General features: G+C 72.4%; 16 protein-coding genes. 3 read left to right on the top strand and 13 right to left on the bottom strand.

Annotation, left to right across the window (positions count from 1 at the left end; translation table 11 throughout):
- Positions 1–4: 4 nt before the first annotated feature.
- The 9 genes from ACZ7P3_RS18690 to ACZ7P3_RS18650 all read right to left on the bottom strand — a co-directional run bounded on the left by ACZ7P3_RS18690 (position 5) and on the right by ACZ7P3_RS18650 (position 9,072).
- Positions 5–1,600 (bottom strand): DUF1996 domain-containing protein, encoded by a 1,596-nt coding sequence (locus tag ACZ7P3_RS18690; RefSeq protein WP_472082911.1) that lies wholly within the window; start codon positions 1,598–1,600, stop codon positions 5–7.
- A gap of 174 nt (positions 1,601–1,774) precedes the next feature.
- A complete protein-coding gene (locus tag ACZ7P3_RS18685; protein WP_472082909.1) occupies positions 1,775–2,425 on the bottom strand; it encodes a LuxR C-terminal-related transcriptional regulator in 651 nt (216 codons plus the stop codon).
- On the bottom strand, positions 2,410–3,687 hold the full coding sequence (locus ACZ7P3_RS18680; RefSeq protein WP_472082907.1) for a sensor histidine kinase: 1,278 nt from the start codon (positions 3,685–3,687) through the stop codon (positions 2,410–2,412). The genes ACZ7P3_RS18685 and ACZ7P3_RS18680 overlap by 16 nt, the downstream gene beginning before the upstream one ends.
- Positions 3,688–3,738: 51 nt before the next feature.
- Positions 3,739–4,770 carry an NAD-dependent epimerase/dehydratase family protein gene (locus ACZ7P3_RS18675; RefSeq protein WP_472082905.1) on the bottom strand — a complete coding sequence of 344 codons (1,032 nt, stop codon included), beginning with the start codon at positions 4,768–4,770 and terminating at the stop codon, positions 3,739–3,741.
- 66 nt (positions 4,771–4,836) lie between these two features.
- Positions 4,837–5,436: a winged helix-turn-helix domain-containing protein gene (locus ACZ7P3_RS18670; protein ID WP_472082903.1), complete on the bottom strand. Its 600-nt coding sequence runs from the start codon at positions 5,434–5,436 to the stop codon at positions 4,837–4,839.
- Positions 5,437–5,792: 356 nt separating this feature from the next.
- Entirely contained in the window at positions 5,793–6,029 is a 237-nt protein-coding gene (locus tag ACZ7P3_RS18665) for a hypothetical protein (protein ID WP_472082901.1), read from the bottom strand.
- 71 nt (positions 6,030–6,100) lie between these two features.
- Positions 6,101–7,141: a glutamine synthetase gene (gene glnII / locus ACZ7P3_RS18660; RefSeq protein WP_472082899.1), complete on the bottom strand. Its 1,041-nt coding sequence runs from the start codon at positions 7,139–7,141 to the stop codon at positions 6,101–6,103.
- A 719-nt stretch (positions 7,142–7,860) separates the two neighbouring features.
- The gene (locus ACZ7P3_RS18655; protein WP_472082897.1) at positions 7,861–8,583 is read right to left on the bottom strand and encodes a hypothetical protein; all 723 of its coding nucleotides are present in this window, start codon (positions 8,581–8,583) and stop codon (positions 7,861–7,863) included.
- A gap of 120 nt (positions 8,584–8,703) precedes the next feature.
- Entirely contained in the window at positions 8,704–9,072 is a 369-nt protein-coding gene (locus ACZ7P3_RS18650; RefSeq protein WP_472082895.1) for an arsenate reductase family protein, read from the bottom strand.
- 404 nt (positions 9,073–9,476) lie between these two features.
- Here ACZ7P3_RS18650 and ACZ7P3_RS18645 point away from each other — a divergent pair, with 404 nt between their 5' ends.
- The gene (locus ACZ7P3_RS18645) at positions 9,477–9,791 is read left to right on the top strand and encodes a hypothetical protein (protein WP_472082893.1); all 315 of its coding nucleotides are present in this window, start codon (positions 9,477–9,479) and stop codon (positions 9,789–9,791) included.
- 44 nt (positions 9,792–9,835) lie between these two features.
- Here ACZ7P3_RS18645 and ACZ7P3_RS18640 read toward each other — a convergent pair whose 3' ends face one another.
- Positions 9,836–11,020, bottom strand: a complete 1,185-nt coding sequence (locus tag ACZ7P3_RS18640; RefSeq protein ID WP_472082891.1) for a winged helix DNA-binding domain-containing protein — start codon at positions 11,018–11,020, stop codon at positions 9,836–9,838.
- Positions 11,021–11,194: 174 nt separating this feature from the next.
- Here ACZ7P3_RS18640 and ACZ7P3_RS18635 point away from each other — a divergent pair, with 174 nt between their 5' ends.
- The gene (locus ACZ7P3_RS18635; RefSeq protein WP_472082889.1) at positions 11,195–12,586 is read left to right on the top strand and encodes a DUF2252 domain-containing protein; all 1,392 of its coding nucleotides are present in this window, start codon (positions 11,195–11,197) and stop codon (positions 12,584–12,586) included.
- 15 nt (positions 12,587–12,601) lie between these two features.
- On the opposite strand, the gene ACZ7P3_RS18630 is transcribed toward ACZ7P3_RS18635, so the two are convergent.
- Positions 12,602–14,260 carry an alpha/beta fold hydrolase gene (locus tag ACZ7P3_RS18630; RefSeq protein ID WP_472082887.1) on the bottom strand — a complete coding sequence of 553 codons (1,659 nt, stop codon included), beginning with the start codon at positions 14,258–14,260 and terminating at the stop codon, positions 12,602–12,604.
- Between the two features lie 144 nt (positions 14,261–14,404).
- Between ACZ7P3_RS18630 and ACZ7P3_RS18625 the strand changes: the two genes are divergently transcribed.
- Positions 14,405–14,680, top strand: a complete 276-nt coding sequence (locus tag ACZ7P3_RS18625; RefSeq protein WP_472082885.1) for a hypothetical protein — start codon at positions 14,405–14,407, stop codon at positions 14,678–14,680.
- A 48-nt stretch (positions 14,681–14,728) separates the two neighbouring features.
- On the opposite strand, the gene pspAB is transcribed toward ACZ7P3_RS18625, so the two are convergent.
- The gene (pspAB, locus tag ACZ7P3_RS18620; RefSeq protein WP_472082883.1) at positions 14,729–15,313 is read right to left on the bottom strand and encodes a PspA-associated protein PspAB; all 585 of its coding nucleotides are present in this window, start codon (positions 15,311–15,313) and stop codon (positions 14,729–14,731) included.
- Between the two features lie 55 nt (positions 15,314–15,368).
- Entirely contained in the window at positions 15,369–16,289 is a 921-nt protein-coding gene (gene htpX / locus ACZ7P3_RS18615) for a zinc metalloprotease HtpX (RefSeq protein WP_472082997.1), read from the bottom strand.
- Positions 16,290–16,304: the final 15 nt, after the last annotated feature.

The following is a 16,304-nucleotide window of genomic DNA, read 5'->3' as shown; positions in this document are numbered from 1 at the left end:
TTCGTCACTGGCACTGACGCCCGGTGTTGATGCAGTTGGCGATCCCGTTGGCCAGGCCGCGGGTCGTGACGCTGATGAAGTCGTCGTGGTCGGTGGCCGGCTTGTGGAGCTGCTCCGGGAAGCCGTCGACCGCGTAGGCGTTCTTCACCTGGCCGTTCTGGAGGGTCGGCGGGTTGATGTTGTACACCAGCCGCATCGTCAGCTGCGGGATCGCCTTGAAGCCGTTCCCGCAGACGCCGCTCGCCGGATCGGCGAAGGCCACGTGCGTGCGGTGGTTGGCGCTGTCGATGTTCTGCCCGTCCCAGCAGCTCTGGAAGGCGAACGTACGCACGACCTTGCTGCCCTGCGGGCAGATCGGGTACTGCGTCGTCAGCTGGACCTTGTTCTCGAAGCCGGTGCAGCTCCAGTGCGCGTTGGCGTTGGCCAGACCGTTGGTGGTGGTCTTGGCGTCACCGGTGATGATGCGCAGGAACTGCGGCATCGCGACGACCTTGCCCGCCGGGCTGCCCACGTACTTGATCTGGGCCTGCACCGGCGTCAGGATCTTGCCGACGTTGCCTTCCTTGCCACCGCCGTCCGCGTTCTGGTCGAAGTCCTGGCTGCCGTCCTGGACGCGGACCACGGGCCAGTAGTAGGCCGACAGGTCGTTCCTGTTCTGGCAGCTGGTGCCGCCCTGCAGGAACGTCTGGTTGCTGGAGAACGCGTTGACCTTCTGGTTGCCGACGTAGTCGTGCAGGTGGTGCGCGCCGTTGGTCACGCCGGGCGCCACGATCACGTTGTCGGTGTTGTGGTTCTTGTTCGCGTTCACACCGCAGCGCGTGGTGAATGTACCCGTCGAGGCGTTGCGCAGCCGGCGCGGCTTGCCCTGGACGTTCGGCGCGACCTTCGTGATGTCCACGAAGTCGGCCGCGACCGGGCCGTTGCCCGCCTGTCCGCCGACGTTCTGCTGCTGCCCGGCGTTGCCCTGCTGCTGCCCGCCGTTCTGCTGCTGGCCACCGTTGTTCTGCTGCTGGCCACCGTCCTGCTGGCCACCGTCCTGCTGGCCACCGTCCTGCTGGCCACCGTTCTGCTGGCCACCGTTCTGCTGGCCACCGTCCTGCTGCCCCCCGGCGGTGGTCTGGTTGGCGGTCTGCGTCGTACAGGCGGCGAGCTGCTGCAGCGAGCTGTTGAAGGAACCGCCGACCCGCTGGATGTCCATCCTGATCCGGTCGATGGTCGAGGCCCGCTTGTCCTTGAGGGGGCCGACGATCGAGTTCTGCACGAAGCTCGGATCGTTCGCCTGCGCCTGCCGGGTGGAGGCGAGCCGGTTGTAGGCCTCGGTGATCTGCTTGTCGAGGTTCGCCAGCTCCATCGCCACGCCCTGTCGTGCGCGATAGGGCACGTTCGTCAGTTTCTGGCCGACGTCCGGGCAGGAGATCGTCGCGACCTGGGCCGTGGCGGCCTTGGTCGAGTTGCCTCCCCACGTCTGGTTGTTCGACTCGTGCGCCGAGGCGTAGAAGTTCGCCCAGATCAGCCCGCCCCCACCGAGCGCTAGGGCCGCCGATGCGGCTATGGCCTTGGTGGCCAGCGGCGTACGGCGTTTTCGTGTGTTGCGTCCCATGGAACTCCTCTGACTTCCTTGCGGGGCAGCATCGAGGCGCCCGACAGGAGTGAAGCGGCGTCCTTCCATACGGACGCCGCCCCAGAGGTGTTCAGCCGTCTCACGAAACATTCGCAGGAATACCCCGACCCCCCGCCTCAAATGCCCTCTGAGCAGCAGAAGTTGAGACCCGTATCAGAAGTCGCGGTCGAGGTGGGCAAGCACGGCCAGGACGCGGCGATTGTCATCGTCCGACACCTCCAGGCCCAGTTTGGTGAAGATGTTGGAGGTGTGCTTCGCGATGGCCCGTTCCGTCACCACCAGCTGGCCGGCGATCGCCGTGTTCGACCGGCCCTGCGCCATCAGCTCCAGGACCTCCAGCTCCCTGGGGGTCAGACGGGCGAGCGGCCGGTCGTCGGCCCGCCGCGACAGCAGCTGCTGGATCACCTGCGGGTCCATCGCCGTACCGCCCGCGGCGACCCGCTGTACGGCGTCCACGAACTGACCGGCGTCGAACACCCGGTCCTTCAGCAGATAGCCCACGCCGCCGCTGCCGTCGGCGAGCAGCTCGCGTGCGTACAGCTGCTCCACGTGCTGGGAGAGGACCAGCACCGGCAGCCCGGGGCGCTCCCGCCGGGCCTGCAGCGCGCACTGCAGACCCTCGTCGGTGTGCGTGGGCGGCAGCCGGACGTCGACCACGGCGACGTCCGGCCGCAACTCGGCGAGCGCACGGGTGAGTTCGGGGCCGGACTCGACGGCCGCCGCGATCTCGAAGTCGTAGGCCTCCAGCAGCCGGACCAGTCCGTCGCGCAGCAGGAACAGGTCTTCGGCTAGGACAACGCGCACGGAATCTCCATGGTCACCAGGGTGGGACCGCCCGCGGGGCTGCTGACGGCCAGCACGCCGTCGAATGTACCCAGCCGCCGCTCGATCCCGGCGAGTCCGGACCCCGCACCGACGACGGCGCCGCCCTTGCCGTTGTCGGTGACCGTGATCCGCAGCATGCCCCCGGCGTGGTGCAGGTCCACCCAGACCCGCTGCGCGCCGGAGTGCTTGGCGGCGTTGGTGAGGACCTCGCTGACCGCGAAGTAGGCGGCCGACTCGACCGGTGCGTCCGTACGGCCGGGCAGCTCCACGTTCACCTCGCTGGGCAGCGGAAGCCGCAGTGCGAGGGCCCGTACCGCGTCCCCGAGCCCGCGCTCGGCCAGCACCGGCGGATGGATGCCGCGGACCAGGTCGCGCAGCTCCTCCAGGGCGGCGGCGGAGTTCTGGCGGGCCTGGGCGAGCAGCTTGCGCGCCTTGGCCGGATTCTTCTCCAGCAGCGCCTCGACGGTGCCGAGGTCCATGCCCATGGCGACCAGCCGGGCCTGCGCCCCGTCGTGCAGATCCCGTTCGATGCGGCGCAGCTCGGCCGCGGAGGTGTCCACGGCGTCCCGACGGGTCTCGGTCAGCACCCGCACCCGCTCGGTGAGTTCGGCCTGGCTCGGGGCGAGGACGGCGCGGGTGAGGCGGAAGTGGGCGCTCAGCAGGGAGGGCGTGAACCGGAGGGAGGCCACGAGGAGCACGGCGGCCACGGCGGCGGCGGCGAACGCGGTCGCGCCGCCGCCGACGGGCACGAAGGCGTACCAGTAGGGGCCGCCCCCGGCCTTCGCCAGCACCCGCCACAGCCCGGCCGCCACCGCGAACCCCTCCAGCGGATAGAACACCAGCACGGCAGGCAGCAGGGCGGTGACGAACCCGGCCGTCATGTCGACCGGCAGCCACCTCAGGTCCCGCCAGGTCGCGGGGTCCCCGAGCATCAGGACGGTGCGCGTCCAGGGGTTGGCGTCCTCGGGCACCGGCCGGTACGTCTCCGGGATGCGCACCCCGCTCCACTCGGCCGCCAGGACCCGCCGCCAGCCGGCGAAGGTACGCACACCGGTCAGGACCCAGGGCGTCGTGAAGATGCCGACACCACAGGGGACGAGCGCGACGGACACGGCCGCCAGGGTGAAGCAGAGGACGGCCAGCGGCAGCGAGACCACGGCCAGCACGAACCCCCGCCCGGCGGCCCGCAGCACGTCCGGGACCCGGGTGCGCAGGCCGTCGTCCTTCGTGTCGGTGTTCATGACGTCAGTCTGGCGGCCCCGGTGCCGGAGGTCACTCGGCCGGACCCCCCTTCAGGAGGTGGTGCCGGCTACACCTCCGGTACCGGCCAGCACCTTCGCCTCCACTTCCGGGTCCAGGCCCGGGGCGACGCGGTCCGGCCGCTGCGGGGCCCGGCCGCCGATGTCCGTCAGCCACCGCCAGGTGTCGGCGACGGTCTCGGCGGCCGGCCGGCACACCAGCCCCGTGGCGAGCGCCCGGGACACGTCCCCCCGGTGCGCGGGGGCGTACATCTCGCCCTCCGGCGGCACCCACACCGGCAGCTGGGTCCACGGCTCGATCCCGGCGGCCAGGATCACGTCCGGCCCGGTCCAGCGCAGCTCCGCGTCCGCGCCGGTGACCTGGACGCACAGCCGCAGCAGCTCGCCCATGGTGGTGTGACCGGGCGGGCTCACCAGGTCGTACGGCCCGCCCAAGTCCTGCTCCACGGCGCCCAGAAGCCACTCGGCCAGGTCCCGGGCGTCGATGTACTGGAGCGGCAGTTCCCGGGGTCCCGGTGCCAGGACCGGGCCGCCGCGGGCGATCCGGGTCAGCCACCAGGGCAGCCGGCCGATGTTCTCGTACGGGCCGAGGATCAGCCCCGCCCGGACCAGCAGCGAGGCCTCGGCGCCGAAGGCCTCGACGGCGGCCAGCTCGCCGCCCCGCTTGTCCTTCGCGTAGTCCGTCGCCCCGGCGTCGGCGGCGGCACCCTCGACCAGCGGCCCGCCCTCGGCCGCCCCGCCCACCGAGGGCCAGGGCCAGGCGTACACGGACCGGCTGGACACGTACGCGTACCGGCCGGCACGGCCCCGCAGCAGCCGTGCCGTGTCCCGGACCGCGCGCGGCTCGGCCGACCAGGTGTCGACCACGGCGTCCCAGGTGCCGTCGTCCGCGGCGAGAGCGGCCAGACCGTCGGGGGCGGTGCGGTCGCCGTGCAGCGCCCGCACCCCCGCGGGAGGCCGGTGCCGGCCACGGTTGAAGACGGTCACCTCCCAGCCGCGGCCGAGCGCGGCCTCCACGACGGCCCGTCCCACGAACTCCGTACCGCCCAGCACAAGAAGTCTCATACCGGTGAGCGTGCCCGGTCGCAGCCGTGGCGGGGAAGGGCTGTCTGCCGAGGGCAGACAGCCCGGTCAGCGCCCGGTCGGCGGGGTGTACTTGTAGCCGACGCGGCGCACCGTCTGGATCGTCTGGCGGTGCTGGGCGCCCAGCTTGCGTCGCAGCCGGGCGATGTGGACGTCGACGGTGCGGCCGTCGCCGACGTGGCCGTACCCCCACACCGTGGTGACCAGCTGGTCGCGGGTGTGCACCCGGTGCGGATGCGCCACGAGGTGGGCGAGCAGCTCGAACTCCAGGTAGGTGAGGTCGAGTGCACGGCCGTCGACGCTCGCGGTGCGCTGCCCGGAGTCGATCCGCACGAGCGGGTCGCCGCCCGCCTCGCCGCCTGCCCCGGCGGCCGTCCCGGCGGCCGTCCCCGGCTCGTCCGGCACGGGGACCGGCAGGAACGGGGGCCGCTGGTCGGCCGGGACCAGCACCAGGTAGCCGACCATGGGCGGTTGTCCGGGGAGGGTGGGCAGGGTGTGCTGCGGCGCGGGCAGCCAGGTGGCGCCCGGCGGCAGGAAGTCCGCGACGTCCACGACCTCGTCCCGGTCGACGGCTCGCAGCCGGTGCCGGGCGCCGTTCGGGGAGGGGACGGTGAGGGCGGCGGTGGAGAGAGGACGAGTGGTCGCCATGACAGGTCAGCTCTTTCGCGCGAGGAGTTCGTCGGGCAGGACGGCGGCCGCGATTCGTGGTCGGGCGTGCCGGGGGACGTTCGTCGTTTCGCGCTGGCCGAAGGCCGGGGTGTACGGCTTTAGAGGGCCCGCGCGTTCACCGCGCGGCAACACACCCGGTCGAAGTCGTGGTGCTGACGGGAAGGCCAGAACGGCTCGAGGTCATGGCGACCCGTCGCGGTGTGGTTCTGGAAGCTGGCCATGGGGCCATTGAAGCAGACACCGGCGCCGGGCAGCAGCCTTCTCTCACTGCTTGGACGCGTCCTTGGCGCGAAGTCGACGCTGCCCGTGCTCCGTTGCGGCCGATCCGCCCCTGATCAGCGGCTTCCGGCCGGTCGACGGGTCCGGTACGTCGTCTCGGCATGCGGACAGGGCACCGGCTCGCGGACGTCCGGGTCCGCGGATTCCCGTGCCCGCAGCAGCTCCGGGGTGTCGGCCGGTCCGTACGCGCGCAGCAGCTCCGGGGTGTCGGCCGGTCCGTACGCCCCCAGCAGCTCCGGGACGTCGTGGGCCGGTCCGCACGCGTGCGAGAGCCGCCCCCGGTCGCTCTCCATGCCGGCGCACGATAGGCAAAAATAGGGGCGCCCGCCGAGTCGGCGGGCGCCCCTTCGGGAAGCGGGACGGATCAGGCCTGGCCGGCCTTCTCCAGGGCGGAGCAGCAGGTGTCCACCAGCAGGCGGGTCACCACGTACGGGTCGACGTTGGCGTTCGGACGGCGGTCCTCGATGTACCCCTTGCCGTCCTTCTCCACCTGCCACGGGATGCGGACCGAGGCGCCGCGGTCGGAGACGCCGTAGGTGAACTCGTCCCACGGGGCGGTCTCGTGCAGGCCCGTCAGGCGCTCGTCGATGCCGGCGCCGTAGTTCTTGACGTGGTCGAGCGGCTTGGAACCCTCGCCGAGCGACTCGCAGGCGGTGATGATCGCGGCGTACCCGTCAGATCCTTCACGCATCGCCCGGGTGGAGAAGTTGGTGTGCGCACCCGCGCCGTTCCAGTCGCCCTTGACCGGCTTCGGGTCGAGGGTCGCGGAGATGCCGAAGTCCTCGGCGGTGCGGTACAGGAGCCAGCGGGCCACCCACAGCTGGTCGGAGACCTCCAGCGGGGCGAGCGGGCCGACCTGGAACTCCCACTGGCCGGGCATGACCTCGGCGTTGATGCCGGAGATGCCGAGACCGGCCTTCAGGCAGTTCTCCAGGTGGGCCTCGACGATCTCGCGGCCGAAGATCTCGTCGGCGCCGACACCGCAGTAGTAGCCGCCCTGCGGGGCCGGGAAGCCGTTCTCGGGGAAGCCCAGCGGGCGGGCGCCGTCGAAGAAGGTGTACTCCTGCTCGATGCCGAAGATCGGCTCCTGCGCGGCGAACCGCTCGGCGACCTCGGCCAGCGCGGCACGCGTGTTGGACCGGTGCGGGGTCATGTCGATGTCGAGGACCTCGCACAGCACCAGGATGTCGTCGCCGCCGCGGATCGGGTCCGGGCAGGTGAAGACCGGCTTGAGCACGCGGTCCGAGGAGTGGCCCTCGGCCTGGTTGGTGGAGGACCCGTCGAAGCCCCAGACCGGCAGCGTGTCCAGACCGGCGAAGGCACCCGTGACGATCTTCGTCTTGGAACGGAGCTTGGCCGTCGGCGCGGTGCCGTCGATCCAGATGTATTCGGCCTTGAAGGTCACGGGGACACGTCCTTCGGGGGGTGGGTCGGGCGCACTCGGTGCGGGTGCTGCGGCGCTGCGGCACCGGGGCGCCGCGTCGAACTGCCCGGCAGCCTGTCAACAGGCGGTTTCTTGGTCATTGCTCGTCTGTGAACCCCGTGTTACCTGGCGGTTCTGTGCTCCGACTCACATGGCGAAGAGGCGGCGGCCCGGGTATGGGAGGTGGCCGTGTCCCGTCCCGGGGCTCACTCGCGCCCCGCAACGGCCTGCCGTACCCCGCCGAGGAAGCCCCGGCCGCCGACCGCCACCCCCGCACGGTCGCCGCCCCGGCCGTCCGGCCGGACGCCCTCCTGGACGCCCTCGGCGGGGACCCCTCCCGCCGCACCGGACCCGGGAGCGGGGGAGGCTCTCCTGGAACCCGGCCGACTCACCCTCCGGGAGCCGGCCGCGGTATTCCCGTCCGCAAAGCCGGTGCCGGGCCCGCGCCCGGCACCGGAGGCGCTGCGCGCCCTCGGTGTGCCGGTCCTGCTGCCCGTGGCCGCGAACAGCAGGACCGTCCCCCGCTCCGGACCTCGCCCGAGCGGGGGGACCTCATCCCCTGTGAGGCGGCGGCCCGGGCCGCGGCGATGCCGCGGCACGTGCGGACCGGCGTACTGCCGGACGTCTCGCACCACGCGCCGCCGCAGTCGGCACTCGACCCGGCCCGCCGCCTCACCGGCTTCCGGCCGGCCTCCTGAGCCTCACCCCACCTTCTCGATCACCGCGCGGCGGATGAGGAACTTGCCCGGCTCCCGGACCTGTTCGAAGGCCGCGTTGTTGAGCAGGACGCAGCTGCCGGAGACCGAGGTGACCTTCACCGTGGTGGACTTGTTGTTGTCCAGGTTGGTGACCTTCAGGGTCGTCCCCGCCGGGAACTGGCTGCTGGACGCCGCCGGGGCACCGCCCTCGCCGGAGAGCGTGACGGTCGAGCCCTTGCAGACCTGCTGGCCGGAGGCCACGGCTCCACCGGCGCCGCCGGCCCCCGCGGCACCGCTCTGCTGACCTGCCTGCTGGCCGCTGCCCTGCTGACCTGCTTGCTGGCCGTTGCCCTGCTGGCCCGCCTGCTGGCCGTTGCCGTTCTGCGCCGCCTGGGAGCCCTGAGCCGACTCCCCAACCGTGCAGCCGGACGCCTTCTGCTGGACCTCGATCTGTTTGATGACCGCCTCGCGGTTGGCGATCCGGGCCGCCGACTGTGCGTCCGGGTGCGCCTTCTGGTCCGCGATGAACTTGTCGTTGTTGCCGTGGGCCGTGGCCAGCCCCTGGCAGACGGTCGAGTCCCCGGCGGACAGGGTCCTGGCGTTCTGCGGGCTCTGCGCGGCGTTCGAGGTGGACGCCAGAGCGAAGGCTCCGCCGCCCGCCACCGCCGCGGCACTGACGAGCAGCGCGAGCTTCTTCTTGGTGCTGAGAGTTCTCCTGCGCGACATCACGCGCCTCCTGAAGAGGTAGGGGAGCGTACGCCGCTATGTACGAGATGCCGAACAGGGTTACTCAGCAGTTGCACAAGTTATCGAAGTAACCTGCGTCACAGCCGAGTTGAGCGCGGTTCAGCTCTTGCTCCGGGACAGCGCCTCCCGTACGGCTTCGTCCGTGCGCGCCACCAGGGCGGTTCCGTCGTCGGCGGTGATGATCGGGCGCTGGATGAGCTTGGGGTGCTCGGCGAGGGCCCGGATCCACCGGGCCCGCGAAGCCTCGTCCCGCGCCCAGTCCTTGAGTCCCAGCTCCTTGGCCACGGCCTCCTGGGTGCGGGTGATGTCCCACGGCTCGAGGCCGAGCCGTTCGAGCACGGCCCCGATCTCGTCCTCGCCCGGCACGTCCTCGAGGTAGCGGCGGACGGTGTAGCCGGCCCCCTCGGCATCGAGCAGGCCGATCGCGCTGCGGCACTTGGAGCAGGCCGGATTGATCCAGATTTCCATGCGGCCCACAGTAGCGAGACGCGCGCCACGGCCTTGGCCGCGGCAGCGGTGATGGCCGCCCGTGCCGGTCACGGTCACGGCCGCCCATGCCGGTCACGGCCGCCGACGGCGGTCACGGTCACGGCCACGACCGCCGAAGGCGATCGCGGTCGCGGCAGCGGTTGCGGCCGTCGGCGGCGGCCCGGGGCGGACGCCTTCCCCGATGGGTCTGTTCGAATTTCTGGACGCCTCACCCGCCTCACCCGGAACCTGGGTGACAAGGCGTCAATGTGCCTGCTCACCTGGAGCTTTGTCGGGCTTCGCGACCTCCCTGAATGTCAGTGCCGGCCAGTAGAATGGAGGCAGTGTTCGAGGGTTTCGCCGGACGTTCCGGTGGATGCCCTGACCGCGACAGGAGGATGCCCGTGCCCGCTGCCGCTCTGCAGTCCAAGCCGTTGCCCACCCAGTCCACCGCCAAGCGCTCCGTTCTGCTCGACTCGCCCTATACGCCGATGGAGAAGCGTCCGCTGCCGGCCGGGCGGCCCCGCGAGTGGTACGTCACGCACAACCGGCGCCTGAAGGCCATGCGTCTGGCCATCGCCCTGCTCGACTGCGGCGTCTACCTGCCCGACCACGCCCGCAACGAGACGATCCGCAGCACGGCGGAGCGGATCGGTGTGCACCCGCCGTCGGACACGACGTGCCACATGGTGCGGGCGTTCATGCGTTACAGCCGGTGAGACCGGTGCCGGGTGTCCCGTGCCGACGCGGGGCACCCGGTGCGTCACACCGACAGTTCACGCTCCAGGGGGGTCCGGAAGCGCGGCGTGACCTTCGTGGTCCCCAGCCACCCCCGCAACCGCTCCGCCTCCGCCGCGACCGCGGCCTCGGCCTCGCGGCCCGCGTCCTTCCCGGTGATCCGCCAGACGATCTCGCCGTTCGCGCGCTGGGCCCAGCCGCCCACCACCCGCCCGTTCCACCACACCGTCGGTCCCACGTTGCCGCTGCGGTCGAAGAGGTCCGGGCGCAGTTCCGGGGCGAGGTACCAGTCGCGCTGCTGCCAGGCCATGGCCGTCGGGTCCAGGGCGGGAAGCAGGGCCGCCCAGGGTTCGCCGGGGGCCTTCACCGGGTCCAGGTCACCGTCGGCGACATGGCCCGTCCCCTCGTCCAGGGTCACCTCCCGCGCGCCGATGGCGGAAAGGGCCCGGCGGACCTCCGTCACGCGCCAGCCCGTCCACCACTTCAGGTCCGCCTCCGTGGCCGGGCCGCACGCTCTGAGCCAGCTCTCCAGCAGGTCCGCCTGTGCCCGGGCGGTGTCCAGCTCCGGGTGCTGCGGTGCGGGTGCCCAGCGGAACCGGCTCGACGTCCAGGAGCCCAGCGGGCGGCCGCGGACCACCTTGCCCTCGACACCGAGGACGCGCAGCAGGCGGGAGGAGACCGTGTGCAGGCCCTCGTAGCTCTTGCCGGGCGCGTACACGAACTGCTCGCGCAGCCGGGGCTCGTCCGCCGTCAGCTCCGCCGCCGTCGCCTGGCCGCGCCGGTCCAGCGCGGCCAGCGTGGCCGCCTCGACCTCCGCCAGCCAGGCCGCGTCCGGGGCGCCCGCCCTGGCCATGTCCTTGAGCAGCGAGGCCCGTTCGCGGGCGGCCACCGTGAGACCCGTGGAGGCGTGGACGACCGCCGTCAGCTCCGTCGGGAACACGAACACCGTGTGACGCATACCGTGCATCCGCACGAGCGAGCGGTCCTCGTACAGGGCCCGTTCCGTCTCCGGGACCGCCTTCGCCGGGTCGGTCAGCCGCGCCGCCACCGCCAGGTACACCGTCGCCGGGTCCGTGCCGTGCAGCGCCACCAGGGAGGCGGCGACCTCCTCGGGAGCCGCCGCCCGCGCCCCACCCGCGAGCCGGTGCCGCAGGGCCAGTCTGGCCCTGCGCTCCGCCGTGCCGATGTGCCGCTGCCCTCCGCCGCTCATGCCGGCCTCCCCGTCGCTCCCACGATGTCCTTTCCCGCATGGTCGCCGATGCCACTGACAGTCGGCCTGTTCACCCGTTCGTCCCTGTTCCGGGTGCGACGGCCCGCCCGTGCGGACTTCACTGCGATCAGGAGGTGACGGCAGACGCGGGGAACCGCAGGAAGGGGCCGCCGTATGAGCACGACAAGAGACCGCCGTGTGAGCGCGGCCGAGGACCGCTTGCAGCATGGCACCCCCGAGCACCGTGCCCGGCTCGGCAGGGAAGCCCGCAAGAAGGTCCCCCGCTCCGCGCACGCCCCGTGGATCCCGTCCGCCGACAGGCCCGACCCCGTCGCCGTGCTGGAGCGGCAGGGCCGTGACCGGCTCCCCGAGCTGCTGCCGATCCGGTACGGGCGGATGGCCGCCTCGCCGCTGGCCTTCCTGCGCGGCGCGAGCGCGGTGATGGCCGCCGACCTCGCCGGCCGGCCGCACACCGGGCTCATGGTGCAGCTGTGCGGCGACGCCCACCTGCTCAACTTCGGGCTCTACGCCTCCCCGGAACGCTCCCTGCTCTTCGACCTCAACGACTTCGACGAGACGTTCCCGGGGCCCTTCGAGTGGGACGTCAAACGGCTAGCCGCCAGTGTGGCCGTGGCCGCCCGGGAGAACGGCCACAGTGGTGCCCGCACGCGGGCCGCGGCCCAGGCGGCCGTCACCGGCTACCGCACCGGCATGCGGCGGCTGGCCGGGCTCGGGGAGCTGGCCGTCTGGTACGAGCAGGTCGACGCCGACCGTCTGCTGCCCTTCGTCCGCTCCGTGCGCCGCCGGCGCCGCCTGGAGTCCACCCTCACCCGGGCCCGCCGCCGCACCAGCCTCCAGGCCCTCGGCAAGCTGACGGAGCTGGTCGAAGGGCAGCGCCGGATCGTGCACGACCCCCCGCTCCTCGAACCGGCCGGCGCCCCGGACATGGCCTCGCTGCGCAAGATATTCAGCGACTACCGCTCCACCCTCCCCGAGGAGCGCCGCCACCTCCTGGACCGGTACCGGTTCGTGGACGCCGCCCGCAAGATCGTCGGCGTCGGCAGCGTCGGCCTGCGCTGCTTCATCGTGCTGCTCGCCGGGCGGGACGCCGACGACGCCCTGTTCCTGCAGATCAAGGAGGCACGGGCCTCGGTCCTGGAGGAGTACCTGCCGAGCGGGCCGTACATCCACTCCGGTCAGCGGGTGGTCGCCGGGCAGCGGCTGCTGCAGTCCGCCTCCGACATCTTCCTCGGCTGGATGAGCGGGCCGCAGGGCCGTGCCTTCTACTGGCGCCAGCTGCGCGACATGAAGGGCTCCGCCGAGGTCGCCGGCATGGATCCGGACGGCCTGCTCGCCTACGCCCGGCTGTGCGGCACCACCCTGGCCCGGGCCCACGCCCGCTCCGGCGACCGCATCGCCATCGCCGCCTACCTCGGTGCCGCCGACACCTTCGACCGTTCCGTCGCCGACTTCGCCCTGGCCTACTGCGACCGGACCACGGCCGACCACCACACCCTCGGCGCGGCCATCGCGGCGGGGGTGGTGACCGCGGAGCCGGGCGTCTGAGACCGGTGCAGCAGCTCAGCAGTATCGTTCCAGCAGCCCGCGCACATACGTCTCCAGCCGCTCGCCCAGCAGCTCCGCCGTCAGATCCGTACGCCCCAGCTCACGCCACGGTCCGGCCAGCTTCTCCGCGTCGGGGACGTAGGCCAGGGTGTCGAGCAGCCGCCAGTAGAGGTGGTCGGGGCCGTCCGCGAGCCCGTGGCCGCCGTTCTCCTCGTACCGGTCCCGGAAGGCGAGTCCGTGCGTGGGCCCGTGCAGCAGGGCCAGCGCCGTCGCGCAGTGGGCCACGTCGAGGTCGGCGGGGCCCCACGAGGTCTCCACCCAGTCCACGACGCCGCTCACCCGCAGGCCGTCCCCGGCCCCGGTGAACAGCACGTTCCCGGGGTGGTAGTCCCGGTGCAGGAACCGGCCGCGGTACGGCGGCGGGTCGCGGCGCAGCACGTCCACCGCCCGCTCCCACATCCCGCCCGCCGGAGTGCGCACCCGCTCCGGCGAGGTCCACGCCTCGTAGGTGCGCGGACGCTCCTGCGGCAGGACCGCGTGGATCCGGACCAGCTGGGCGGCGAGCAGGTCCGCCCGCCGCTCCAGGGCCTCCCGGTCCTCCTCGTCCACCCGCACCAGACCCGGCAGCCGGGTCATCAGCAGCGAGGGATGGTCGCAGTGTTCACCGTGCGGGTCCACGGCGACCAGGGCCGGGGCCGGGATGCCCTCCTGACCCGCGAGCAGGCCGAGGACGGCCGCCTCCCGGCCGAGCAGGCCCGGTGCGTGCCGCCGGAAGAACGGCCGCACGAAGGTGCGCAGCACCAGCTCCTCCCCGTCGTCCAGGGTGAGCCCGCGCATCTGCGCGGACCAGCCCCCCGGCAGCGGCCGGCGGCCGGCGACCGTACGGCCCTGCGGGAGCTGCCCGGCCACCCAGCTCCGGGTCGCCGTCCAGCCCCCGTCCGCCAGCCCGCTCAGCAGTGCGGCGGCGAACTCCCGCCGGTCCTCCGCGTGATCGCGGAACCACGTGCCCAACCGGTGCCCGGCGTCCGGGAGGTCGAAGCGGGTGTACTGGGAGCGGGCCGACAGCGCGTCCTGGACGGCCTCCGTCACCTCGGGCGGGACGACCGCGTCGGTGCCCGGCACCGCCAGCACCGACCGTCCCTCGTACGCCCGCAGCGCCTCCAGGGCGGGCGAGGCGCACCAGCTGCCGGAGGTACGGATGATCCCGCTGAACCTGCCCCGGCCGTCGCCGAAGGGCACGTCCCAGGCCTCGGGCGCGTACACGGCGGGTGCGCACAGGCCCACGGCCGCCACCCGCGGTCCGTAGTGGCGGACGAGGTCCGCCACCGTCTGGCCGCTCATGCTGAACCCCGCCAGGACCAGCGGATCGTGCTCCGGGGCATGAGCGCCGATCACCGCCACCGCCTGCTCGAACCGGCGCCGCAGGCTCAACTCCGGGAGTTCTCCGGTGCTTTCGCCGTGCCCGGAGAAGTCGAAGGCGAGGGCGTGGCAGCCGTGCGCGGCGAACTCGGCGAGCAGCGGGAGCAGCCGCTCCTTGCTGCCGTTTCCGGCGCCGTGCAGGAGGACGACGGTCGCCCGTCCGGGCGGACCCGCACTCACGACGCTGAGCCGTTCACCGTCGCAGGCGTACGTGACGGAGCCGTACTCGCAAGGAGGAGCAGGGAGTTCGCTCATGCCGGCCATTCACTCACACCGGCCGGGCCGCCCGGAAAACGGGGTGCACCCGCGGTAGCGGTCTCCCTACTCTGAACAAACGTCGCGAAGCCGACACGTACCCCCTCACCCACGCACGCCGCACACACCCCAGGGAGGTCCGTCATGGGTGGCATCGTCGTCGCCGGGACCGCCGTCCTGGTGATCCTCGGATTCGGCAACCACCTCTGGTGGCTCGCCGCCGTCGCACTCGTCCATCTGTACCTGAAGCACGGCCGGGGCTCGTCCGGCGAGGCGACCCCGCCCACCGGTCAGGGCGGCCCGCCCGCCTCGTACCGGGCCTACCGCGAGCGCCGGGACCAGCAGGCCAGGTGGGAGCGCCGCTACCGCCGCGAGCGTCCCTTCGAGGCCCGGCGTCAGGAGCGGGAGAAGCACAAGTGAGCCCGGGGGGCCTCCGGTCACAGGCCGGGAGCCCGGGGGTGCCGCCGGTCACAGGCCGGGGGCACCCCACACCGGGAACCATCGGCTCAGGTCCTGCTCGATCCTGAGGTCGTCGGCGAGCGTGGCCTTCACCTGCAACTCCAGCGAGCTGTCCCGGTGTTCGCCACCGCCGGGCAGCGGTGCGAAGGGGTAGAAGGTGCCGCGTTTGTAGAGGTAGACGAGGGCCAGCCGGCGGCCGCTGTCGTTCGCGAACGCGGCCAGGGAGCACAGCAGCTGCGGGCCGAAGCCGTTGGCCTCCATCGAGCTGTTCACCGCATGCAGGTCGTTGACCAGCTGGGGCAGCTGGTCGGGGGCCCGCCGCGAGACCAGCCAGGAGTAGCCGTAGTCGTCCTGGCTCAGTTCCACCGGGGGACCAGCGCGGTCGGCGTCCGCGTCGAGCAGCGCCTGGACCTCCCGGTGGGTCTGTTCGAAGGCCGCGCCCTCGACCGTGGCGAAACACACCGCACCGCTGCCGGTCGGTGTGAACCCGGCCGCCGCCTGGAGCGTCACGGCCGCCGACGGCAGCGCGAACAGCTGGTCCAGGTCGGGCGCCACGGGCTTCGTGCGGCCCAGCAGGATGTCCAGCAGCCCCAAGGTTCAGCCCGCCTTCCGCAGTGCCGCACTCGGCTCCCCGTGAGTCATCGCCCGCTCAGTCCGCCCTGCCCGGCGCGGCCGCCTCGCCCAGCTCCGCGGAGATCCGGCCCAGCTGGTCCAGCCGCTGCTCCAGGGTCGGGTGGGTGGAGAAGAACCGCTCGATGCCGGGCTCCTTGCCGGTCGCGGGGGTGAAGTAGAAGGCGTTGAAGGCCTGGGCCGTGCGCAGGTCCTTGGTCGGGATCCGGGCGATGTCCCCGGAGACCTTGGTGAGCGCCGACGCCAGCGCCGAGGGCCGGCCGGTCAGATGCGCGGCAGCCCGGTCGGCCGCCAGCTCCCGGTACCGGGACAGGGCCCGGATCAGCAGGAAGCTGAGCGCGTACACGGCCGCCGAGACCCCCATCACGGCGGCGAACACGACGGCGGTGTTCTGGTCCCTGCGGCCCCCGCCGAAGAGCTGTGAGTAGAAGGCGAACCGCACGATCAGTCCGGCGATCACCCCGAGGAACGAGGCGATCGTGATCACGGCGACGTCCTTGTGCGCCACGTGCGACAGCTCGTGCGCGAGCACACCCTCCAGCTCGGCGGGCTCCAGGCGCCGCAGCAGCCCTGTGGTCACGCAGACCACGGCGTGATCGGGGTTGCGTCCGGTGGCGAACGCGTTCGGCATGTCCATCTCGGACACGGCGACCACCGGCTTCGGCATGTCGGCGATCGCACACAGCCGGTCGACCACCGCGTGCAGCTGGGGATACTCCTCCCGCTCCACGACCCGCCCGTGCATGGCGAACATCGCGATCCGGTCGGAGAACCAGAACTGGGCCACGAACATCGCGCCGACCAGGACGACGACGAGCAGCCAGGACTTCAGCAACACGATCAACACGGCGACGAACGCCACGTACAGCAGTCCGAGCAGGAACATCGTGACCGTCATCCGTACGGTCAGCCGCCGATCGCTCCTAAAGCGGCTCTGCATCTGCATCACCCCGCA

This window comes from Streptomyces sp. NPDC107581 (assembly GCF_055657175.1).
The sequence above is the reverse complement of the archived record's forward strand: the minus strand, read 5'-3'. Positions and strand labels throughout refer to the sequence as shown.